The 17127-nt window shown below is 62.8% G+C and carries 13 protein-coding genes; 6 read left to right on the top strand and 7 right to left on the bottom strand.

The window, feature by feature from the left end; all coding sequences use genetic code 11:
• Positions 1–351 precede the first annotated feature (351 nt).
• The 5 genes from R2APBS1_RS20030 to R2APBS1_RS06825 form a co-directional block, all read right to left on the bottom strand.
• Positions 352–588: a hypothetical protein gene (locus tag R2APBS1_RS20030; RefSeq protein WP_157769704.1), complete on the bottom strand. Its 237-nt coding sequence runs from the start codon at positions 586–588 to the stop codon at positions 352–354.
• A gap of 4 nt (positions 589–592) precedes the next feature.
• Entirely contained in the window at positions 593–4399 is a 3807-nt protein-coding gene (locus R2APBS1_RS19550; protein WP_015447365.1) for an RHS repeat domain-containing protein, read from the bottom strand.
• The gene (locus R2APBS1_RS06830; RefSeq protein WP_015447364.1) at positions 4396–6612 is read right to left on the bottom strand and encodes a DUF6531 domain-containing protein; all 2217 of its coding nucleotides are present in this window, start codon (positions 6610–6612) and stop codon (positions 4396–4398) included. Before R2APBS1_RS06830 ends, R2APBS1_RS19550 begins: the two co-directional genes overlap by 4 nt.
• 242 nt (positions 6613–6854) lie before the next feature.
• Positions 6855–6992 carry a hypothetical protein gene (locus tag R2APBS1_RS20025; RefSeq protein ID WP_015447363.1) on the bottom strand — a complete coding sequence of 46 codons (138 nt, stop codon included), beginning with the start codon at positions 6990–6992 and terminating at the stop codon, positions 6855–6857.
• Between the two features lie 15 nt (positions 6993–7007).
• The gene (locus R2APBS1_RS06825; RefSeq protein ID WP_015447362.1) at positions 7008–8561 is read right to left on the bottom strand and encodes a POT-type proton-dependent oligopeptide transporter; all 1554 of its coding nucleotides are present in this window, start codon (positions 8559–8561) and stop codon (positions 7008–7010) included.
• Between the two features lie 165 nt (positions 8562–8726).
• Between R2APBS1_RS06825 and R2APBS1_RS06820 the strand changes: the two genes are divergently transcribed.
• From R2APBS1_RS06820 to R2APBS1_RS06810, 3 genes are read left to right on the top strand one after another with little or no spacing between them, the layout of a single operon-like run.
• The gene (locus R2APBS1_RS06820; protein WP_015447361.1) at positions 8727–9161 is read left to right on the top strand and encodes a guanyl-specific ribonuclease; all 435 of its coding nucleotides are present in this window, start codon (positions 8727–8729) and stop codon (positions 9159–9161) included.
• A complete protein-coding gene (locus R2APBS1_RS06815) occupies positions 9158–9601 on the top strand; it encodes a barstar family protein (RefSeq protein ID WP_015447360.1) in 444 nt (147 codons plus the stop codon). The genes R2APBS1_RS06820 and R2APBS1_RS06815 overlap by 4 nt, the downstream gene beginning before the upstream one ends.
• A 31-nt stretch (positions 9602–9632) precedes the next feature.
• Positions 9633–9860 (top strand): RNA-binding S4 domain-containing protein, encoded by a 228-nt coding sequence (locus R2APBS1_RS06810; RefSeq protein ID WP_015447359.1) that lies wholly within the window; start codon positions 9633–9635, stop codon positions 9858–9860.
• Here the strand turns inward: R2APBS1_RS06810 and R2APBS1_RS06805 are convergent.
• Entirely contained in the window at positions 9857–10672 is an 816-nt protein-coding gene (locus R2APBS1_RS06805) for an arylamine N-acetyltransferase family protein (protein WP_015447358.1), read from the bottom strand. The genes R2APBS1_RS06810 and R2APBS1_RS06805 overlap by 4 nt on opposite strands.
• Positions 10673–10802: 130 nt before the next feature.
• On the opposite strand from R2APBS1_RS06805, the gene msrA reads away from it, so the two are divergent.
• Entirely contained in the window at positions 10803–11483 is a 681-nt protein-coding gene (msrA, locus tag R2APBS1_RS06800) for a peptide-methionine (S)-S-oxide reductase MsrA (RefSeq protein ID WP_015447357.1), read from the top strand.
• Between the two features lie 176 nt (positions 11484–11659).
• A complete protein-coding gene (locus R2APBS1_RS06795; protein ID WP_015447356.1) occupies positions 11660–13507 on the top strand; it encodes an ABC transporter ATP-binding protein in 1848 nt (615 codons plus the stop codon).
• A 331-nt stretch (positions 13508–13838) separates the two neighbouring features.
• Here the strand turns inward: R2APBS1_RS06795 and R2APBS1_RS06790 are convergent, their stop codons facing one another.
• The gene (locus tag R2APBS1_RS06790) at positions 13839–14921 is read right to left on the bottom strand and encodes a hypothetical protein (protein ID WP_235644692.1); all 1083 of its coding nucleotides are present in this window, start codon (positions 14919–14921) and stop codon (positions 13839–13841) included.
• Positions 14922–15234: 313 nt separating this feature from the next.
• Here R2APBS1_RS06790 and parE point away from each other — a divergent pair, with 313 nt between their 5' ends.
• Positions 15235–17124, top strand: coding sequence for a DNA topoisomerase IV subunit B (gene parE / locus R2APBS1_RS06785; RefSeq protein WP_015447354.1), 1890 nt, complete (start codon positions 15235–15237; stop codon positions 17122–17124).
• Positions 17125–17127: the final 3 nt, after the last annotated feature.

Below are 17127 nucleotides of genomic sequence, written 5' to 3'. Positions count from 1 at the left end.
CTGCCCGCCCTACACCCGCGACAACTCAGTCGCGGTAGTTGTCTACCTCGCATATAGCGCCCCTGTTGCACAGATGCCAACCGAATCACCCGCCAACGTGCACCAGCCCGACAGCACGCCAGCTGATCAGCAGCCTCCAGGAAGATCGCCGTGCGGGATCCTCGCGCATCATCATGGGACAACGCACCCGCAAACTCGATTCTGAGCGATTGGGACATGGCGGTGAACTAGCTTGCCGCCACGTCGTAAAACAAGACATGATCCTGAGGTCTTTCCGCCGCTTCATTCGGGATGCGCTTCTTGCGGGCCGGTCGCGATAATGCTTGAGGCGAATAATAGATCAGAGATTCCTTAGCGCCCCCGATCCGTTTGACTTGCATCATTTTTGTCCTTTTTCCTCCACTTCGGAGGTGCAAAGTAATAACCCATGGCCAATACAAAACCAATCATGTGAATGACATCAGAAAAGATGCCAAATGGAAGTACTCCCTTGACCGCATAATAACAAGCAGAAAGAAACAATATTGCCCCTAGACCGACAATTAATGCCTTTAAAAGGCGCAATAGGAATTGAATGACTGGCTTCATTTAGTTATTTACCACAATCACAATCACTGTAAGACTTGGCAGCAGCTTCTGCTGCCATATCCGTATATGCACCGGCGATTCCGAACATTGGGCCGGCAACAAATGCACCAGCACCTAATCCTCGATTAGCCACTGTCGCCGCTCCAACATAAGTCACTAGTCGACCACCCATTTGCGTCACAATCCCTCCTCGCGAACCCGCTGCCGCGCCTGTATATGCAATCATTCCATTCGCAATTGCCACACCGGCATTGCCTTTGTCTTGAACTAGTGACCCTACGAAATTTGAAAAACCGGATGCTGCCGACGAATCGGCACCCGGATTGTTACTTGACAAGCTATTTGACAGTGCTTGTGTACCACCGCCTATCACGGCACCTGATACAAAGCCACCAAGGATTGCCCAAGGATTGCCTCTCCCATTGGCAGCACCGGTAAGCGCTCCAGTCACCGCGCCTCCCGCAATAGCTCCGATTATGCTTGCGGCCCCGTCGCTAATACATATTAATCCTAAAGGATCGACATTGCTCAGTGGATTATTGCTTACATAAGCATACGTATTAACTCCACCGCCCAGTCCGATTGGGTCACTTTGCAAATACCGCCCTAACTCTGACTTGTAATCCCGATAACCATTGTTCCAGGCCGACGTTTCCGCATCATAATATTGGCCCGGGAACCCTAGATTGAACGTAATGCCCGAAGTCACCACCTTCTGATTGAAAGCAAAGTTCTGCGCGCGCCATATGACCGCCTTTGATGCATTCGTCACCACCTCGGGGCGTCCTACCTGGTCGTTGTGGATTGCATAGAGATGACCGCCGGCCGCGCGCCCGATCAACCGCCCGTTAAGCCATATGTAGTCGATCCATCCTGCGCTGTATTCGGACAGCATCGCGTTGCTATGATCCGGCGCGAAGTAGCTGGTGCCCGCACTGCCCGACTTGCGTAACCGCTGTCCTTCGGGATTCACGTAGTAGTTCGTCCCCGCCGCACTGTCCATCCGGTTGAATACGTCGTAGTGATATTGCGGTGCGCCCGCCACCGTCGTCGTATTGCCGTTGGCGTCATAGCCATAGGCGGTGGCGCCGAAACTGCTCAGACGGTTGCTGGTAGCGCTGATCGTACCCACGGAAGAGACGCCATTGATGGTCTGTGCGATGCGGTTGCCGCTGGCGTCGTACTGGTAACTCTCGTTGCTGGCCGTCGAGGCTACCGAACTCAACCGCGACATCGCGTCGTAGCCGAAGCTTTGCGTCAGTGTGCCGTCGATCCCGTTGGTAATCCTGCTGATGCGATCCGCGTCGTCATAGCTGAAAACCAGGCTTTGCACGCCAGGCACACTGATACCGGTAAGGCGCCCGTCACCGTCATAACCCAGTGTATTGGTCAGGCCGTTGCTGGACGTCCACGAGGCCATGGCTTGACTGCCTGGATGGTAGCCCACCGCCGTGGCGACGTTGGCTGTGGTCGTGCCCATCGTGAAGGTGACGCCTGAGACTAGGCCGTTGGCATAGCTGTAGTTGGCGCGGTTGCCATCGGGATACACCACGGTGGCAACCCGACCAACATTGTCGTAGCTATAACCCAAGGCATAGGTCGTCCCCGAGATGGAGAAGCCGCGCCCCGCAACCTGGCCCTCCGACGTATAGCTGTAGGAGGTGGTGCCCGTGGCATCACTCGTGCTGCACAGTCGTCCGAGGCCGTTGGTGCAACTGTCGTAGGTCGCCTGCTGCGTCAGTCCACCAGCACTGACGCTGACGCGGCGGTTGAGCGCGTCATAGCCGTAGGTCGTCAGCACGCCATCGGCTCGCGTCATGCTCAAGGGGAGGCCGTAGGGATCGTAGGCGAAAGTCGTGGTACCTGTATCCGGGCTGACCTGCTGCCACAACTGACCGAAACCATCGTAGGTATAGGCGGTGGCTTTGCCACGCGGGTCGGTGACCTCGATCAGTCGGCCGGCGACATCGTATTGGAATGACGTCGCATGGTTGGTGGCATCGGTGGACTTGCTTACTCGATCCAAAGCGTCATACGTCATGGTCGTGACGTTGCCCAGCGCATCGGTGACCTTGGTCACGTTGCCGTTGGCGTCGTACTCGTAGCTGACCTTGATGCGGCCCGCGCTGTCGCGACGCGCGATCACGCGACCGAGTTCGTCGTAGTCGATGCTCGCGCTAACGGAGACAACCGGTGGCGGCGTGCTGACGGTAATGCTTGTGTTCGGGGTGAGGTCACCGAACCACGCCACATTCTCCTGCAGCATCCTCCACTGAAAACTGTAGCTACCCGGAGTTGACGGTGCCGTAATGGTGAAGTTGAACGTTGCCGTCTGGCCCGGTGCTACGTCCGATGCCAGGGTGGCCCTCGCTATGCCCCAGGTCGAGTTGTTGTCCGGGTTTTGCGAACCTAGCCTAAAATCGGTACCGGCTGACCAAGTGTAATCACCATTGTTTCGCATCTGCACACTGACCGATTGAGTATGGCCAGTGAACATGGTGGTGCTTACTGTCTGACCAACATATTGTGCATTGCGGATGAACGGCGGGACCGTGAAATTGCCCGAGCCGCCCAACAAGTTATTGCTGCCACCAACTGGCGAAATTCCATGAATATAAATGGCTTCGCCGCCGTACTGGATGCGTTGGGCATCAGCAAGTGGAATGCGAAAGCGGTAACTGCCACCGGTGACGCTGCAAGCGCTGGCGACGGCTGGCTCGCTGACCTGATTGGCCGGATAGCTGCCGATCATGGTGCCGCTACCAGCCTGACCACCAAGGTACAAATGGACGTTGATCGACTGGTCCCAGTACGACGAACAGGCCCATCCGGATATCGTGCCATCGCTCGATATCCCATCGATATTGCCCAGGACGGCCGAGTTCTTTACCGTGATGGTCGACGTGGAACTCCAACTCGAGTTGCCGCGGTTGTCGTAGGCAACGGCCTGCATGGTGTGCGATCCAGCGGCAATATTGCTCCAAGTCGCCTGATAGGGTGCCGTGGTCATCGTGGCGAGTCTGCCGCCATCGACCCAAAACTCCACCCTTTGCACACTGCCATCAGGGTCGTTTGCATACACGCCGAACGAGACGGAAGCAGGGGCAATAAAAACGCTGCCATTGACGGGTACGGATGACCAACTGATGTTGGGCGGCAGGTTGCCACGCACGTCAATGGTGGCCAGATCGGGGCTGGTGGCCGTCTCCCTCAGATGGAAGCGAGCCCCTCCGCTAGTGATCCAGGTAGCGCTCTGGGAGCCGGTCAAGGCGCCGCCTGAGCCCGAAAACTGCTGGGGGTTGCTATTGTCCAGCCCCGTCACCCAGATTCCAGTCGCACTGCGATTGGCAGACCACGAGATCGCAGCCGTGCAGATACTTCCTCCCGAAGGGATATTGCAAGGATTGGGCGAGGCTGAGAGTGAGCCTGCCGCCGGCGGCAATACCGTAACCGTGATGGTGTCCGAGGTAGCAGGCTCACCCATGGATGAAGCGCTCAGGTAATGGACACCAACAGGAACATCGGTCCACTCCGTTGAAAACGAGTAAGAGAAGCGGCTCCCACTCATCTGGCTCACGTCGATATTGAAGAGCCCCACTCCGTTGTCATCAATCATCACGCCCTCGACCCGTTCACAGACAATGGTGCCCGTAATGGTGATGTTTACCGGGGGCACCAATGTCTGACCGGCGCTGGGAGACGCGATCGTTACGGTGCACAGGGGGCGCGCGAATGCCCGTGGTGTAACGAATGCACATACCAACAGGCAAACCACTGCACCAATCAGGCGGAAAGCTCCCAGCTTCCTCATGGCGCGGTCCCTCGCGCAGGCTCAATAAAGACGCGTTGCTTCTTCACCGACGTCGGCAAGGACATGGCGTTGTAGGTATACATGGTCTGCGCGAATGTGCCACCTGCTTCTGGCTCGTATTCGGACACCAAGCGGCCGGCGCTGTCGTATTGATAGGAGTGCGTATGCCCGTCCGGTTGCGTGACACGGGACAATCGGCCGAAGCCGTCATACTCGTAGTACGTATGCTGCGTACCACCGTTGCGATAGGTTTGGTCGTCCGTAATGCGACCGCGCGCATCGTAGACATAGCTGTGCTTGTCGCCGTTCGGGCCGGTGATCGATCCTGGCAAGCCGAGGCCGTTGTAGCCACCATAAGTGGTCGTTTGCCCCAAGCCGTTCTTCACCGTCAACAGATCGCCCGTTTGCGAATAAGTCGTCGTGACGGCATCACCCAGTCCGGCCAGCGGGCCGTCGACAATCCGGGAGGCCAACAGGCCATTGGAGTACGTTGTGTAGGTATAGGTCGTGGTTCGAATCTGCCCTGTGCTTGCGGCCACCTTAGTGGAAAGATTTTTGACCGAAACGGAGGCGAGGCGACCGTCTGAACCGTGCACATAAGCGGTCTCGTGATCGCCTTCCAAGGTCACCTTGGTGACCCGGTTATGCGCTGTGTCCCATACGTAACTGGTGGTCTGCGCCAATGGCGTGCCGAAGGCGGTCACTTTCTGCTGCAGTTGACCTGTGGCAGCGTAATTGAAGGTGGTGATGTTGCCGTTGAAGTCACTTACAGCATCAGGATAACCGGCACCGTCGTAACTGGTTTCCTTGTAAACGGCTGCGCAATGAGTCGAACCCAACCCGGCCACAGAGATCTGATTGCCCTTGGCATCGAATTGGTACGTAGTTTGTTTGCCCAAAGGGTTCGTGACAGTGGCAGTGACAATGGCGTTATTAGCGTCCAGTGTGTACACAAACTGGTATCGCTCGGTACCATTCGCATGCTTGGTCTCGACAGCCCGCGCGTTGGCGTCGTACGTGATCCAGCTGTAGCGCACGCCGTTAATCGTCTTGCCGGTCAACGCCGTAGCGAAGCGGCTGTCCTCGTAGTGATAGGTAAGCGTGGTTGGGGTCGAGCCTGGCTGCGTCGTGCTCTTTAGCAGCGCCACCATCGTCTGTACGGGAGGGTTGTATGGTGTGGGTGGCGGGTCATCCGGCGTTGGCATGATCAGCAGAGGCTGAATCCTTGTGGACGACGCCGAGACTTCAGTTTGCGGCGATGCCATCAGTGCGTTTCCGACCGCAATAGTCGCGTAGGTATAGCTATAGATGTTGCCGGCAGGATCCGTGACATTGGCCAACAGCCCATTGCTCCAGCCGAAATCCACATGACGTCCGGAGCTATGCGTGACCCGGGCCAGGTAATGGTTAGCGTCGTAGGTGAACGTCCAACCGATCCCCTGCTCGCTCTTAAGATTCAAGGGGAAGCCGTTGTAGTCGTAGACCTCGACCGTGCGACTTTCGCCATAGAGCGTATAGGTCGACCCAGTCTGGATGATTTTCGCAATGGGAGAAGTCTTGTCCTCGTACCAGCCCGGTGTCGGCGTGGCCGAGTAGTTGAACTTGATCTTGCGCCCATCCGGGCGTTGCGCCCAGATCGGTTGGTTGAGCGGGTCACATCGACCATTGCCCGGACGGGGATAGCACGACGAGGTGGGATCGTCCGTGGTGAAAAGCAGCTTGTAGTCGTAGTCGCTCAACCAGCGTCGACCGAAAATCCCGATACCGTTCCAGTAATAGTTGTAGGTTCGTTTCAGCGAGAGCGCCATCGCGCCAGCGCTGACGAAATCGACCTCCGGCTCAATCTTGTTGCCCGTGGAAAAGACGACCGGGTTGCCCGTCACGGATACCGGCTTGGCCGGATCGTCACAGTCCGTGTTCGTTCCCGCATTGGCATTCCGATCCGACAAGGAAACATGGCCGATATTGGGAACCAAAATACCGCCGCCACCACCATCGAAGATATCGGGGACGTGGACTGAGCCACCTCCGTCGCCGAAGCCGGATAAACAACCGATTAGATCGCCGGATCCATCCACGAGATTGATGAAGCCGGGTCGACAAGACGGCGAGTTGACATTCACTCCGTCCAAATTCTGCACGGCAAGCGATGGAGGCGAATGACACAGCGCAAACCCAATCAACAGCAACGAGCCATACTTGGACGCTTTCATTCCCTTGCTCCCTTCCCCTACGTCGCCATCGCGTTGCACGAAGCGGCACTTCGCAAGAATTTACGACTCTTGCTGAAAGGAAGTCAACCACCGAATTCAGTATCAAGGGAGCCTTGGTATCTGTCTTTTCATCAGGTGTCCGCCATTGCCGGGCCCCGAACTGTGGACTGCCGCACAGCTTCGGCTGTGCAGCAGCTTGTCATGTTCACGTATGTGCCCATGACGGATTACGTGTCGCGCGGTCATAAACTTCGGATGGATGTAGATAGACCTTGCGCAGTCTGACGGCGCACCGGCATTGTGTTGTATCGAAGGTCGGTGCCTTCGCGGATCACCTTGCCGTTCTTGCGCCGGATCACGTAGGTCTCGGGAGCGGCCATGACGCTCCGGCCTGATCAGGCGGAGCGGTAGTTGTCCACCTCGCGATACCGCCGCGCATACAACCCGAACGCCAGCGCGGCGAGCAGCGCGAAGGCGGCGAAGAAGAACATCTGGAACGCGGTGACGCTGAGCCCCGTGCCGGCAATGGAACCCGTGACGGTTTCGTTGCGCACCGCCGCGTTGGCCAGCAGCACCCACAGGTTGCCGATGGTCGTGGTGAGGTTCCAGAAGCTCATCACCACGCCTTTCATCGACGCCGGCGCCTGGCTGTAGGCGAACTCCAGCCCGGTCGCCGAGACCAGTACCTCGCCGAAGGTCAGCAGCGCGTACGGCAGCACCTGCCACGCGATCGACAGCGGATCGCCGCCGTCGATCACCACCTGCAGCCCGCCCACCACGATCCACGCCACGCCGCTGAACGCGATGCCGGCGGTCATCCGGCGCAGCGCGGTGGGCTCGTAGCCGAGGCGGCGCAGCAGCGGATACAGCACCAGGTTGTTGAACGGGATCAGCAGCATCACCAGCATCGGGTTCAGCGCCTGCATCTGCGCGGCATGGAACCACGACGGCATGGTCATCTCGTGGCCCTGCACCACCCAGGTCGAAGCCTTCTGGTCGAACAGCGAGAAGAACGGCGTGGTCAGCGCGAAGATCACCAGCACGCGCAGCACGTTGCGCGCGCCGTCCACCGCCACGTCCGGATGCAGGCCGCGGGCACGCTCCATCTGCAGCCACGCACCGCCGCCGACGCCGCCGATCAGCGCCACCAGCGCGAGGCAGGCGACGATCACGAAGCCGAGCGAGCCGATCAGGCTGAAGCCGGCCAGCGCCACCAGCACGCCGGCGGCGGCGATCCACAAACCGGGCCGCGCCTGGCCGGGTCGATGGGTCAGCAACGCGGTGCGCAGCACCCGCGAGAACGCGTTGGGGTCCGGCGGTGTCGGCGGCAGCATCACGTACTGCCGGCGGCCCAGCCAGAACACCACGGTGGCGATGAACATCAGGCCGCCGGGAATGCCGAACGCCACCGCCGCGCCGAAGTGGTGCAGGAACAGCGGCATCAGCAGCGAAGCGAAGAACGAGCCGAAGTTGATGATCCAGTAGAACGCGTCGAACACCACCTTGGCCAGGTGCTTGTTCGACTGGTCGAACTGGTCGCCCATGAACGACGCCACCAGCGGCTTGATGCCGCCCGCGCCCAGCGCGATCAGCCCGAGGCCGGCGAAGAAACCGAGGCGGTTGTGCTCGAAGATCGCCAGGCAGGCGTGGCCGAGGCAGTACACCAGGCTCATCCACAGCACGGTGTTGTACTTGCCGAAGTAGCGGTCGGCCAGCCAGCCGCCCAGCAACGGGAAGAAGTACACGCCGATCACGAAGGTGTGGAACACGTCCTTCGCCGCCAGCGTGCGCTGCCCCTCCGGCAGGTACAGCAGCAAGGTGGTGATCAGGAACGGGGTGAGGATGTTGCGCATCCCGTAGAACGAGAAACGCTCGCAGCCTTCGTTGCCGATGATGTAGGCAATCTGCCGCGGCAGGCGCCCGCCGGCGTGGTCGGGGGTGGTGCTCATCCATACTCCAAAGGATCGGGTGGGCGGCGCGCGGCGCCGTATCCACGGGTCCGCCGAAGTGTGCGTAATTTCCTGCGATCACGGAACCCCGCAGGCAGCGCCTCTCACCTGGCCTGCCGCCCCGCCCTGCTAAGCTCGCCGCGCATCCACCGCCAACCCGTCCGCATGCGCCAACTCAAACCACTGATCCTGCTGGCATTCATCGTCCTCGCGGTGACGCTGTGGAATCGCCATGCCGGCACGCCGCCGGCCAGCACCAACCCGGCGGCGAGCGCGGACAGCAGCGCATCGCCCCGCGCGCCGGAGCGCCCCGCCGGCACCGACGTACCCGCCTTCCTGCCGGCGGAGGCGCACGCCACGCTGGATCGGATCGCCCGCGGCGGCCCGTTCGAACACAGCCAGGACGGTGGCGTGTTCGGCAACTACGAGGGCCTGCTGCCGCAGCAGCCGCGCGGCTATTACCATGAGTACACGGTGGAGACGCCCGGCGCGCGCAACCGCGGCGCGCGGCGCATCATCACCGGCGGCACGCCGCCGTCGGTCTGGTACTACACCGACGACCACTACCGCAGCTTCCGCCGTTTCAAGGTGGACCGATGAGTCCGCACGGTTTCGAGCTGGACCTGACCAAGCCCACCCAGAGCGGGGTGTACTTCGTCAGCGTCAACGATCTCGACCGGCTCGCGCGCGCCGCCGCCCGCGACGAGCTGTGCGTCTGCCGCACCGACCTCGCCGGCTGCCGCGACAAGGGCGAACTGCTGCGCCGGCTCGCCGTGTCGCTGCAGCTGCCGGCCACGTTCGGCCACAACTGGGACGCCCTCGCCGACTGCCTGCGCGATCTCGGCTGGATGCCGGCCTGGGGCTACGTGCTGCTGTTCGAGCACACTGACGAACTGCGCCAGTCCGCCGCAGCCGATTACGACATCCTGCTCGGCATCCTCGATGATGCAGCCACCTTCGGCAGCGATCACGACATGCCGTGGTTCGCGTTCCTGGCGCTGCCCGACAGCGCGTTCGACGACCATCCTCCGCCCGCCTGAAAGCGGGCCGCTCCCCTCACCCTGGAAAACCATGCAAACCATCGACTTTGAACTGGAAGGCGACTACGTCGAGCTCAACATGCTGTTGAAGCTGGTCGGCCTGTGCGACAGCGGCGGCGCCGGCAAGGCGATCGTGGCCAGTGGCGCAGTGCGCGTCGACGGCGCCATGGAACTGCGCAAGACCTGCAAAATCCACGCGGGCCAGGTGGTCGGCCTCGACGACGTGGAAATCCACGTGCTGGCCGACCCCAGGGCCTAGCCCGGCAGGCTGTCCAGCCGCCGGTCGAGGTCGGCATGCGCGGGCAGGCGCAGCAGGAATTCGTGTTCCAGCACGTGGCGAATCTCGGCGACGCCGTCCAGTCGGTGCCGCTCGGGCTCCTGGCCCAGCCGACGCACGGTGAACTCGCGGTTGAGCAGGCTCAGGCGCCGGTCGGCGGTGGTGCGCGCTGCGATGAGGTTGTGCGGGAAGCGCGAGGCCGCATGCGTGGAGACGTAGTGGTTGGCCACCACGTAGTCGACCATCTCGCAACGGCGCAGATCGAAGCGGTAGAGCGTGAACCACTGCCCGCGCACGCATGACTGCATGCGCCATCCGCCGTCGCGTTCGACCAACCGGAACGGCTCGTGCCCGGTCGGCTGTTCCACGTCGGCCTGCAGCCGCAGCGCGCCAGTCAGCACCTGGTTGCCGAAACCGACGTCTGCCAGCCAGCTTTCACCACCCAGCTCGACGCGCAGCAACATGTGGGTCTGCGCGGTGACCGCATCCTCCGGGTGCTGCCACAGCACCCGCGCGATCAGCCCCGACACCTCGAAACCGATCGTGCGCAGCACCGCGGCGAACAACAGGTTCTGCTCGAAGCAGTAGCCGCCGCGGCCCTCGTGCACCAGCTTGCGCTCCAGCGCCGGCGTCTCCAGCTCGACCGGCAGGCCAAGCAGCGGGGTGAGGTTCTCGAACGGAATCGTGGCCACGTGCGCCACGGCCAAGCCGCGCAAGCTGGCCAGGTCGGCGGCCACGCGGCCGTGCCAGTCGACACGCCACAAATAGGCATCCAGATCAATGGAACCTTGCATCCCTCAACTCCACGAAGGCGACAGACAATGATGGTACCGGGCCGGCCGGCGCCGCACAGGTAACCGATGGCATATGGCCGGCGAAGAACAGGTATCGGGCCACCTGACGGCCCTTCTGGCGAGGCGCCGCATGATCCGTCGCAGCACACTCCAGGCGATATCGCTGGCCGCCCTGCTGATGTTGGGCGCAAGCGCGTGCCAACCTGTGTCCGCCGCCAGCGGCACGCTCCCGGCGCCGACCGTCGACGCGCCGAAAACCGCCGTTCACGGTGAGCAGGTCGCGGTGCTGGCCGGCGGCTGCTTCTGGGGCGTCGAGGCGGTGTTCGAGCACGTCAAGGGCGTGCACCGGGTGGTAGCCGGCTACTCCGGTGGCGACGCCGACACGGCGCATTACGACGAGGTCAGCGAGGGCGATACCGGCCACGCCGAATCGGTGCAGGTGCATTTCGACCCAGCCGAGGTCAGCTACGGCACGCTGCTGCAGGTGTTCTTCTCGGTCGCGCTCGACCCCACCGAACGGAACCGGCAGGGCCCGGACGTCGGCAGCCAGTACCGCTCGGTGATCTTCTACGGCAACGACGTACAGCAACGCATCGCCGGCGCCTATATCGCGCAGCTGACCGCGGCGAAAGCCTTCCCCGCACCAATCGTGACCCAGCTGGTGCCGCTGCAGGCGTTCTATCCGGCCGAGGCGTACCACCAGCACTACTTCCAACGGCACCCGTACAACCCCTACATCGTCTACAACGACGCGCCGAAGGTGGCGCATCTCAGACAGCTGTTCCCCGAGCTTTACCAGGCCTCTCCGTAGGAGCGTGCCCTGCGCGCGAGGCCTTTTCGTCACGTCACGGAGAGCATCGCGCACGACCGGAGGAGGTCCCCCGCGGACAGGGTGCGCTCCTGCGCGTTCTGCCTTGCATGGAGCGGCGCGACCCCCATCTCGGGACTTCCGCGCATGCTGCGCCGTTGGCCTGACGATCTCTCCACGTGCCGTCCCACGCCTCTCCGCCACCCGCCGAATCGACCGAACTCACACGCAGTTTTCTGGGCGTGTTCCGCTACAGCGGGCGCGCGATCGAGCTGGTGTGGAGTACCAGCCACGCGCTGACGGTCGCGCTGGCCCTGCTGACGCTGATCGCCGGCCTGCTGCCGGCCGGCGTGGCGTATGTCGGCGCGCACATCGTCGATGCCGTGGTAAGCGCCAGCAAGGCATGGGCCGCCAGCGGCTCGGCACCGCTACGATCGGTATTCGAATGGGTGGCACTGGAAGGCGTGCTGGTGGCGGCACTGGCCGGCGCGCAGCGCGGGCTGTCGCTGTGCCAGTCGCTGCTGCGCGCGCAACTGGGCCAGCGCGTCAACGTGATGATCCTGGAGAAGGCGCTTACGCTGGAACTGGCGCACTTCGAGGACTCGGAGTTCTACGACAAGCTGACCCGCGCCCGCCGCGAGGCGTCGAGCCGGCCGCTGTCGCTGGTGACCCGCACGTTCGGCCTGGCCCAGAACGCGATCTCACTGCTCAGCTACGGCAGCCTGCTGTTCCAGTTCTCGCCGTGGGCGGTGGCCGTGCTGCTGCTGGCCGGGCTGCCGTCGTTCTTTGCCGAGACGAAGTTCTCCGGCGACGCGTTCCGGCTGTTCCGCTGGCGCTCGCCCGAAACGCGCATGCAGCTGTACCTGGAAACCGTGCTGGCGCGCGAAGACCACGCCAAGGAAGTGAAACTGTTCGGCCTCGGCCCGCTGCTGCTGGGCCGCTACCGCGGCATCTTCGACAAGCTCTACCGCGACGACCGCGACCTCACCGTGCGCCGCGAGAGCTGGGGCTTCGGGCTGGGTCTGCTCGGCACGCTCACGCTGTATGGCGCGTACGCGTGGATCGCTGCCAGCACCGTGGTCGCGCGCATCACGCTGGGCCAGATGACGATGTACCTGATGCTGTTCCGCCAGGGCCAGGCGGCGGTCTCGGCGATGCTGTCGGCGATCGGCGGCATGTACGAGGACAACCTGTACCTGTCGACCCTGTACGAGTACCTGGAAACGCCGGTGCCGCCATCGCTCGGCACTGCACAACGCGGCACGAAAGCGGACGACGGCATCCGTTTCGAACAGGTCAGCTTCACCTATCCCGGTGCGAGCGAACCGGCGCTGCAGGACATCAACCTGCACATCCGCCCCGGCGAATCGCTGGCCCTGGTCGGCCAGAACGGCTCGGGCAAGACCACCCTGATCAAGCTGCTGACCCGGCTGTACACGCCGGACCGCGGCCGCATCCTGCTCGACGGCACCGATCTGCGCGAGTGGGACGAAGCCGTGCTGCTGCAGCGCATTGGCGTGATCTTCCAGGACTTCGCACGCTACCAGATGCGCGTGGGCGAGAACGTTGGCGCCGGCGACGTCACCCATTTCGAGGACGAAGCGCGCTGGCGCGAAGCCAGCGACAAGGGCATGGCCAGCGACTTCATCGACGGCCTGCCGGCCGGCTTCCAGACCCCGCTCGGCAAATGGTTCAACGACGGTCGCGAACTGTCCGGTGGGCAGTGGCAGAAGATCGCGCTGGCGCGTGCCTTCATGCGCTCGCGCGCCGACATCCTGGTACTGGACGAACCCACCGCTGCGATGGATGCGCAAGCCGAGGCCACCATCTTCGAGCATTTCCGCGAACTGGCCGGCAATCGCATCGCCATCCTCATATCGCACCGCTTCTCCACCGTGCGCATGGCCGACCAGATCATCGTGATCCAGGACGGCCGCATCGTGGAACACGGCAACCACGAACAGCTGATGGCCGAGAACGGGCATTACGCACATCTGTTCTCGTTGCAGGCGCAAGGGTACCGGTGAGGCCGCGACTATCGCGGCCACCACCCAGTCGTAATAGCCGGGCACGAACATGAGCACGCCGGTCTCGCGCCACCGGCTGGGGATCCTTGGACTCCAGCTACTTCACGGCCTCGTCGAAACCCGCGCCCTGCAAGGGGAATGACGAGCAAAGACTTGACCAGAACACCCCTGAAAGGCCAGACACGGATCAGGCAGGCCGGTGCCGGACGCGCGTGAGCGAGTCCGGACGTGCAGCGTGCTTGCGATCGAAGAAAAAATCACCGATGTGGCTTTCTTCAACCAGCTCCGCGACCAGGATCTTCCCGCAAGAAGAGGCAGCCTACAGCATCGTTCAACGGCGACCTGCGGCATTGACCGGCACCCTCACCATCGGCGAAGGTTTTCTCAGCGAGGCATCACCGTCGCCCGCCGCCATCGATACCATGCGGCCACCGTTGACATAGTCGATCTCCCTCGTGTCACTGCTGAACACCTTGCGCGGCTGTTCGATCCGATCAGTCGCGACCTGGCCGGCCAGATCAAGCTGCAGCATATGTGCAATCTCGGCACCGCTGGCCCGCATCGCGGTCTTCAGCGCGTCGCCCTGGTTGGCTGCCCACGCATTTGCCAGATACTGGGCGCGGGCATCCGCATCCCATCCTGGCAGGGCCGCCTGAGCCAACCGCTGGCGATGCTCAACCTGCTCTTGGTTGATCTTCGTGCGCAAGCGGGCCGCTTCCGAGTCGCGCCGATTCGGCTCGGCGTTTGCCTTCGCGATGTCGTCATCGACGTGCAATGCGGAATAACGCTGGTTCTCCTGCGCCACCATACGCTTGCTGTCTTCCGCGGTTTTCTGCGGCGCCACCTGGCGCTCCGACTGATAAACCAGCACGTTCCGATAAACTGGTTTATCCGGGGTCGCGCCGACGTCCTGAATCGAAACAGTCGCGATCACTTGCAGTGCTGAAAAATCCGGCGTCATCGAATACGCGGTTTGCACCAGCAAACGACGGGCCGCGGAGGTCGGTTTGGTTGACGTCATCGTGTAGTTGCCGAAATGCGCGGGTTGCAGGGCCAACGCCTGCTGCAACGAGCCGCTCAGCACCGACCTCGCATCAAACCCCTGCAGCGCCGCGCGCAACGGTTGTACGTGCGCCTCGGCGAAACGCTCTGCTTCCGCCTTGACTGCGGCATTCACGATCGCCATGCCGAGTGCGCCACCGGCTGCTGCTGCAAGGATCGGCACGCCAGGCCCCGGCACCACGTTGATGTTGGCGGCCGTAAAAGTATCCTGCGCAGCCAAACTGTCCTGATCAATGACGTCAACCACCGGCAGCGGCTCCAGCGCCTGCAATTGCGCCGAACTCGGCCGTATCACCTGCGCCTGCTGCGCACAGCCACCCAGCCCCAGCACCACTGCCATGGCAACGGTCAACTTGCCTCCTCGACTCATGCTGTCCCCCTGATTCGATCTGATGACCAGATCACACCATGCCCGAAGCGGCACGGCGAACTGGCGTGCAACTCTAATCCCCTGCTCCGCGCAGCGACAAGCCGGCAGCCTGACCGCAATAAATTGCGCCACGTCGCGACTCGGGCCGGCCGTTGGCATCGTCCAAGGTCGGTTCAAACATCGAATCCGGTTTCTCGCCCGCAAACACCGGCGGCATGGTGCATTCGTCCGCCAGCTTGACCCTGCCTGCCCGCCCACCCCATGCTTTGTCGTCTTTTCCCGTCGAAACACCCGCATGAGCAGTCGCTACAACGCCGCCGACATCGAAGTCCTCTCCGGCCTGGATCCGGTCAAGCGCCGCCCCGGCATGTATACCGACACCACCCGCCCGAACCATCTGGTGCAGGAGGTGGTGGACAACTCGGTGGACGAGGCGCTGGCCGGCCACGCGAATACCATCGAGGTGGTGCTGCACGACGACGGCTCGGTGGAGGTGAGCGACGACGGCCGTGGCATGCCGGTGGACATCCATCCCGAGGAAGGCGTGTCGGGCGTCGAGCTGATCATGACCCGGCTGCATGCCGGCGGCAAGTTCAGCGGCAAGAACTACAACTTCTCCGGCGGTTTGCACGGCGTCGGCGTGTCGGTGGTCAACGCGCTGTCCGACCGGGTCGAGGTGACGATCCGCCGCGACGGCTCCGAATACCGGATGGTATTCGCCCACGGCGACAAGATCAGCCCGCTGGAAGTGATCGGTACAGTGCCGAAGAAGCGCAGCGGCACCACGCTCCGGTTCTGGCCGGAGGCGAAGTATTTCGACTCGCCGAAGATCTCGCTGGGCAAGCTCAAGCACCTGCTGCGCGCCAAGGCGGTGTTGTGCGCCGGCCTCAACGTGAAGCTCACCGACGTGGCCTCGGGCGAAGTCGTCGAGTGGCATTACGAGGACGGCCTGCGCGACTACCTGCGCGGCGAACTGGACGGCATCGAAGCGCTGCCGAACGAGCTGTTCGTACACCAGATGGCGCGCGACATCGAGGGCATGGAGGTGGCGCTGGCCTGGCTGCCGGAAGGCGAACTGGTGCAGGAAAGCTACGTCAACCTGATCCCCACTGCGCAGGGCGGCACCCACGTCAACGGCCTGCGCACCGGCCTGACCACCGCGATCCGCGAGTTCTGCGACATCCGCAACCTGCTGCCGCGTGGCGTCAAGCTGGCACCGGAAGACGTGTGGGAGCGGCTGTCGTTCGTGCTGTCGACCCGGCTGCAGGATCCGCAGTTCGCTGGCCAGACCAAGGAGCGATTGTCCTCGCGCCACGCCGCCGGCATGGTCGAGAACGTCATCCACGACGCCTTCAGCCTGTGGCTGAACCAGCACGTGGAGATGGGCGAGCGGATCGCGCAGCTGGCGATCGAGCGCGCCAGCGCGCGGCTGAAGGCGGCCAAGCAGATCGTGCGCAAGAAGATCACCCAGGGCCCGCAGCTGCCTGGCAAGCTGGCCGACTGCACCGCCACCGACCTCACCCGCACCGAGCTGTTCCTGGTCGAGGGCGACTCCGCCGGCGGCAGCGCCAAGCAGGCGCGCGACAAGGAGTTCCAGGCGATCCTGCCGCTGCGGGGCAAGATCCTCAACACGTGGGAGGTCGAATCCACCTCCGTGCTGGCCTCGGAGGAAGTGCACAACCTGGCCGTGGCGATCGGCTGCGACCCCGGCAAGGACGACCTCTCCGGCCTGCGCTACGGCAAGGTGATCATCCTGGCCGATGCCGACTCCGACGGCCTGCACATCGCCACCCTGCTGTCCGCGCTGTTCCTCAGGCACTTCCCGACGCTGGTCAGCGAAGGCCACGTGTTCGTGGCGATGCCGCCGCTGTTCCGCGTCGACGTGGGCAAGCAGGTGTTCTACTGCCTGGACGAGGCCGAGAAGGAAGCGATGCTGCAGCGGATCGAGCGCGAGAAGATGAAGGGCGCGGTCAGCACCACCCGCTTCAAGGGCCTGGGCGAGATGAACCCGCCGCAGCTGCGCGAATCCACCATCCATCCCGACACCCGCCGGCTGGTGCAGCTCACCGTCGCCGACGGCGACGGCACCGCGCGCATCATGGACCTGCTGCTGGCGAAGAAACGCGCCGGCGACCGCAAGTCCTGGCTGGAGGAAAAGGGCGATCTGGCCACGCTGGAGGTCTGACCC

Source organism: Rhodanobacter denitrificans (assembly GCF_000230695.2).
In the GTDB taxonomy this organism is placed as follows: Bacteria; Pseudomonadota; Gammaproteobacteria; order Xanthomonadales; family Rhodanobacteraceae; genus Rhodanobacter; species Rhodanobacter denitrificans.
The sequence above is the reverse complement of the archived record's forward strand: the minus strand, read 5'-3'. Positions and strand labels throughout refer to the sequence as shown.

What these genes read in the sequence shown, in the direction of transcription:
- R2APBS1_RS06820 (WP_015447361.1), top strand. Translation starts at nt 8,727, where the DNA reads ATGCGCCAACTCAAACCACTGATCCTGCTGGCATTCATCGTCCTCGCG.
- parE (WP_015447354.1), top strand. Translation starts at nt 15,235, where the DNA reads ATGAGCAGTCGCTACAACGCCGCCGACATCGAAGTCCTCTCCGGCCTG.
- R2APBS1_RS20025 (WP_015447363.1), bottom strand. Translation starts at nt 6,992, where the DNA reads ATGGCCGCTCCCGAGACCTACGTGATCCGGCGCAAGAACGGCAAGGTG.
- R2APBS1_RS06805 (WP_015447358.1), bottom strand. Translation starts at nt 10,672, where the DNA reads ATGCAAGGTTCCATTGATCTGGATGCCTATTTGTGGCGTGTCGACTGG.
- R2APBS1_RS06815 (WP_015447360.1), top strand. Translation starts at nt 9,158, where the DNA reads ATGAGTCCGCACGGTTTCGAGCTGGACCTGACCAAGCCCACCCAGAGC.
- R2APBS1_RS20030 (WP_157769704.1), bottom strand. Translation starts at nt 588, where the DNA reads ATGAAGCCAGTCATTCAATTCCTATTGCGCCTTTTAAAGGCATTAATT.
- R2APBS1_RS06825 (WP_015447362.1), bottom strand. Translation starts at nt 8,561, where the DNA reads ATGAGCACCACCCCCGACCACGCCGGCGGGCGCCTGCCGCGGCAGATT.
- R2APBS1_RS06830 (WP_015447364.1), bottom strand. Translation starts at nt 6,612, where the DNA reads ATGAAAGCGTCCAAGTATGGCTCGTTGCTGTTGATTGGGTTTGCGCTG.
- R2APBS1_RS06810 (WP_015447359.1), top strand. Translation starts at nt 9,633, where the DNA reads ATGCAAACCATCGACTTTGAACTGGAAGGCGACTACGTCGAGCTCAAC.
- msrA (WP_015447357.1), top strand. Translation starts at nt 10,803, where the DNA reads ATGATCCGTCGCAGCACACTCCAGGCGATATCGCTGGCCGCCCTGCTG.
- R2APBS1_RS19550 (WP_015447365.1), bottom strand. Translation starts at nt 4,399, where the DNA reads ATGAGGAAGCTGGGAGCTTTCCGCCTGATTGGTGCAGTGGTTTGCCTG.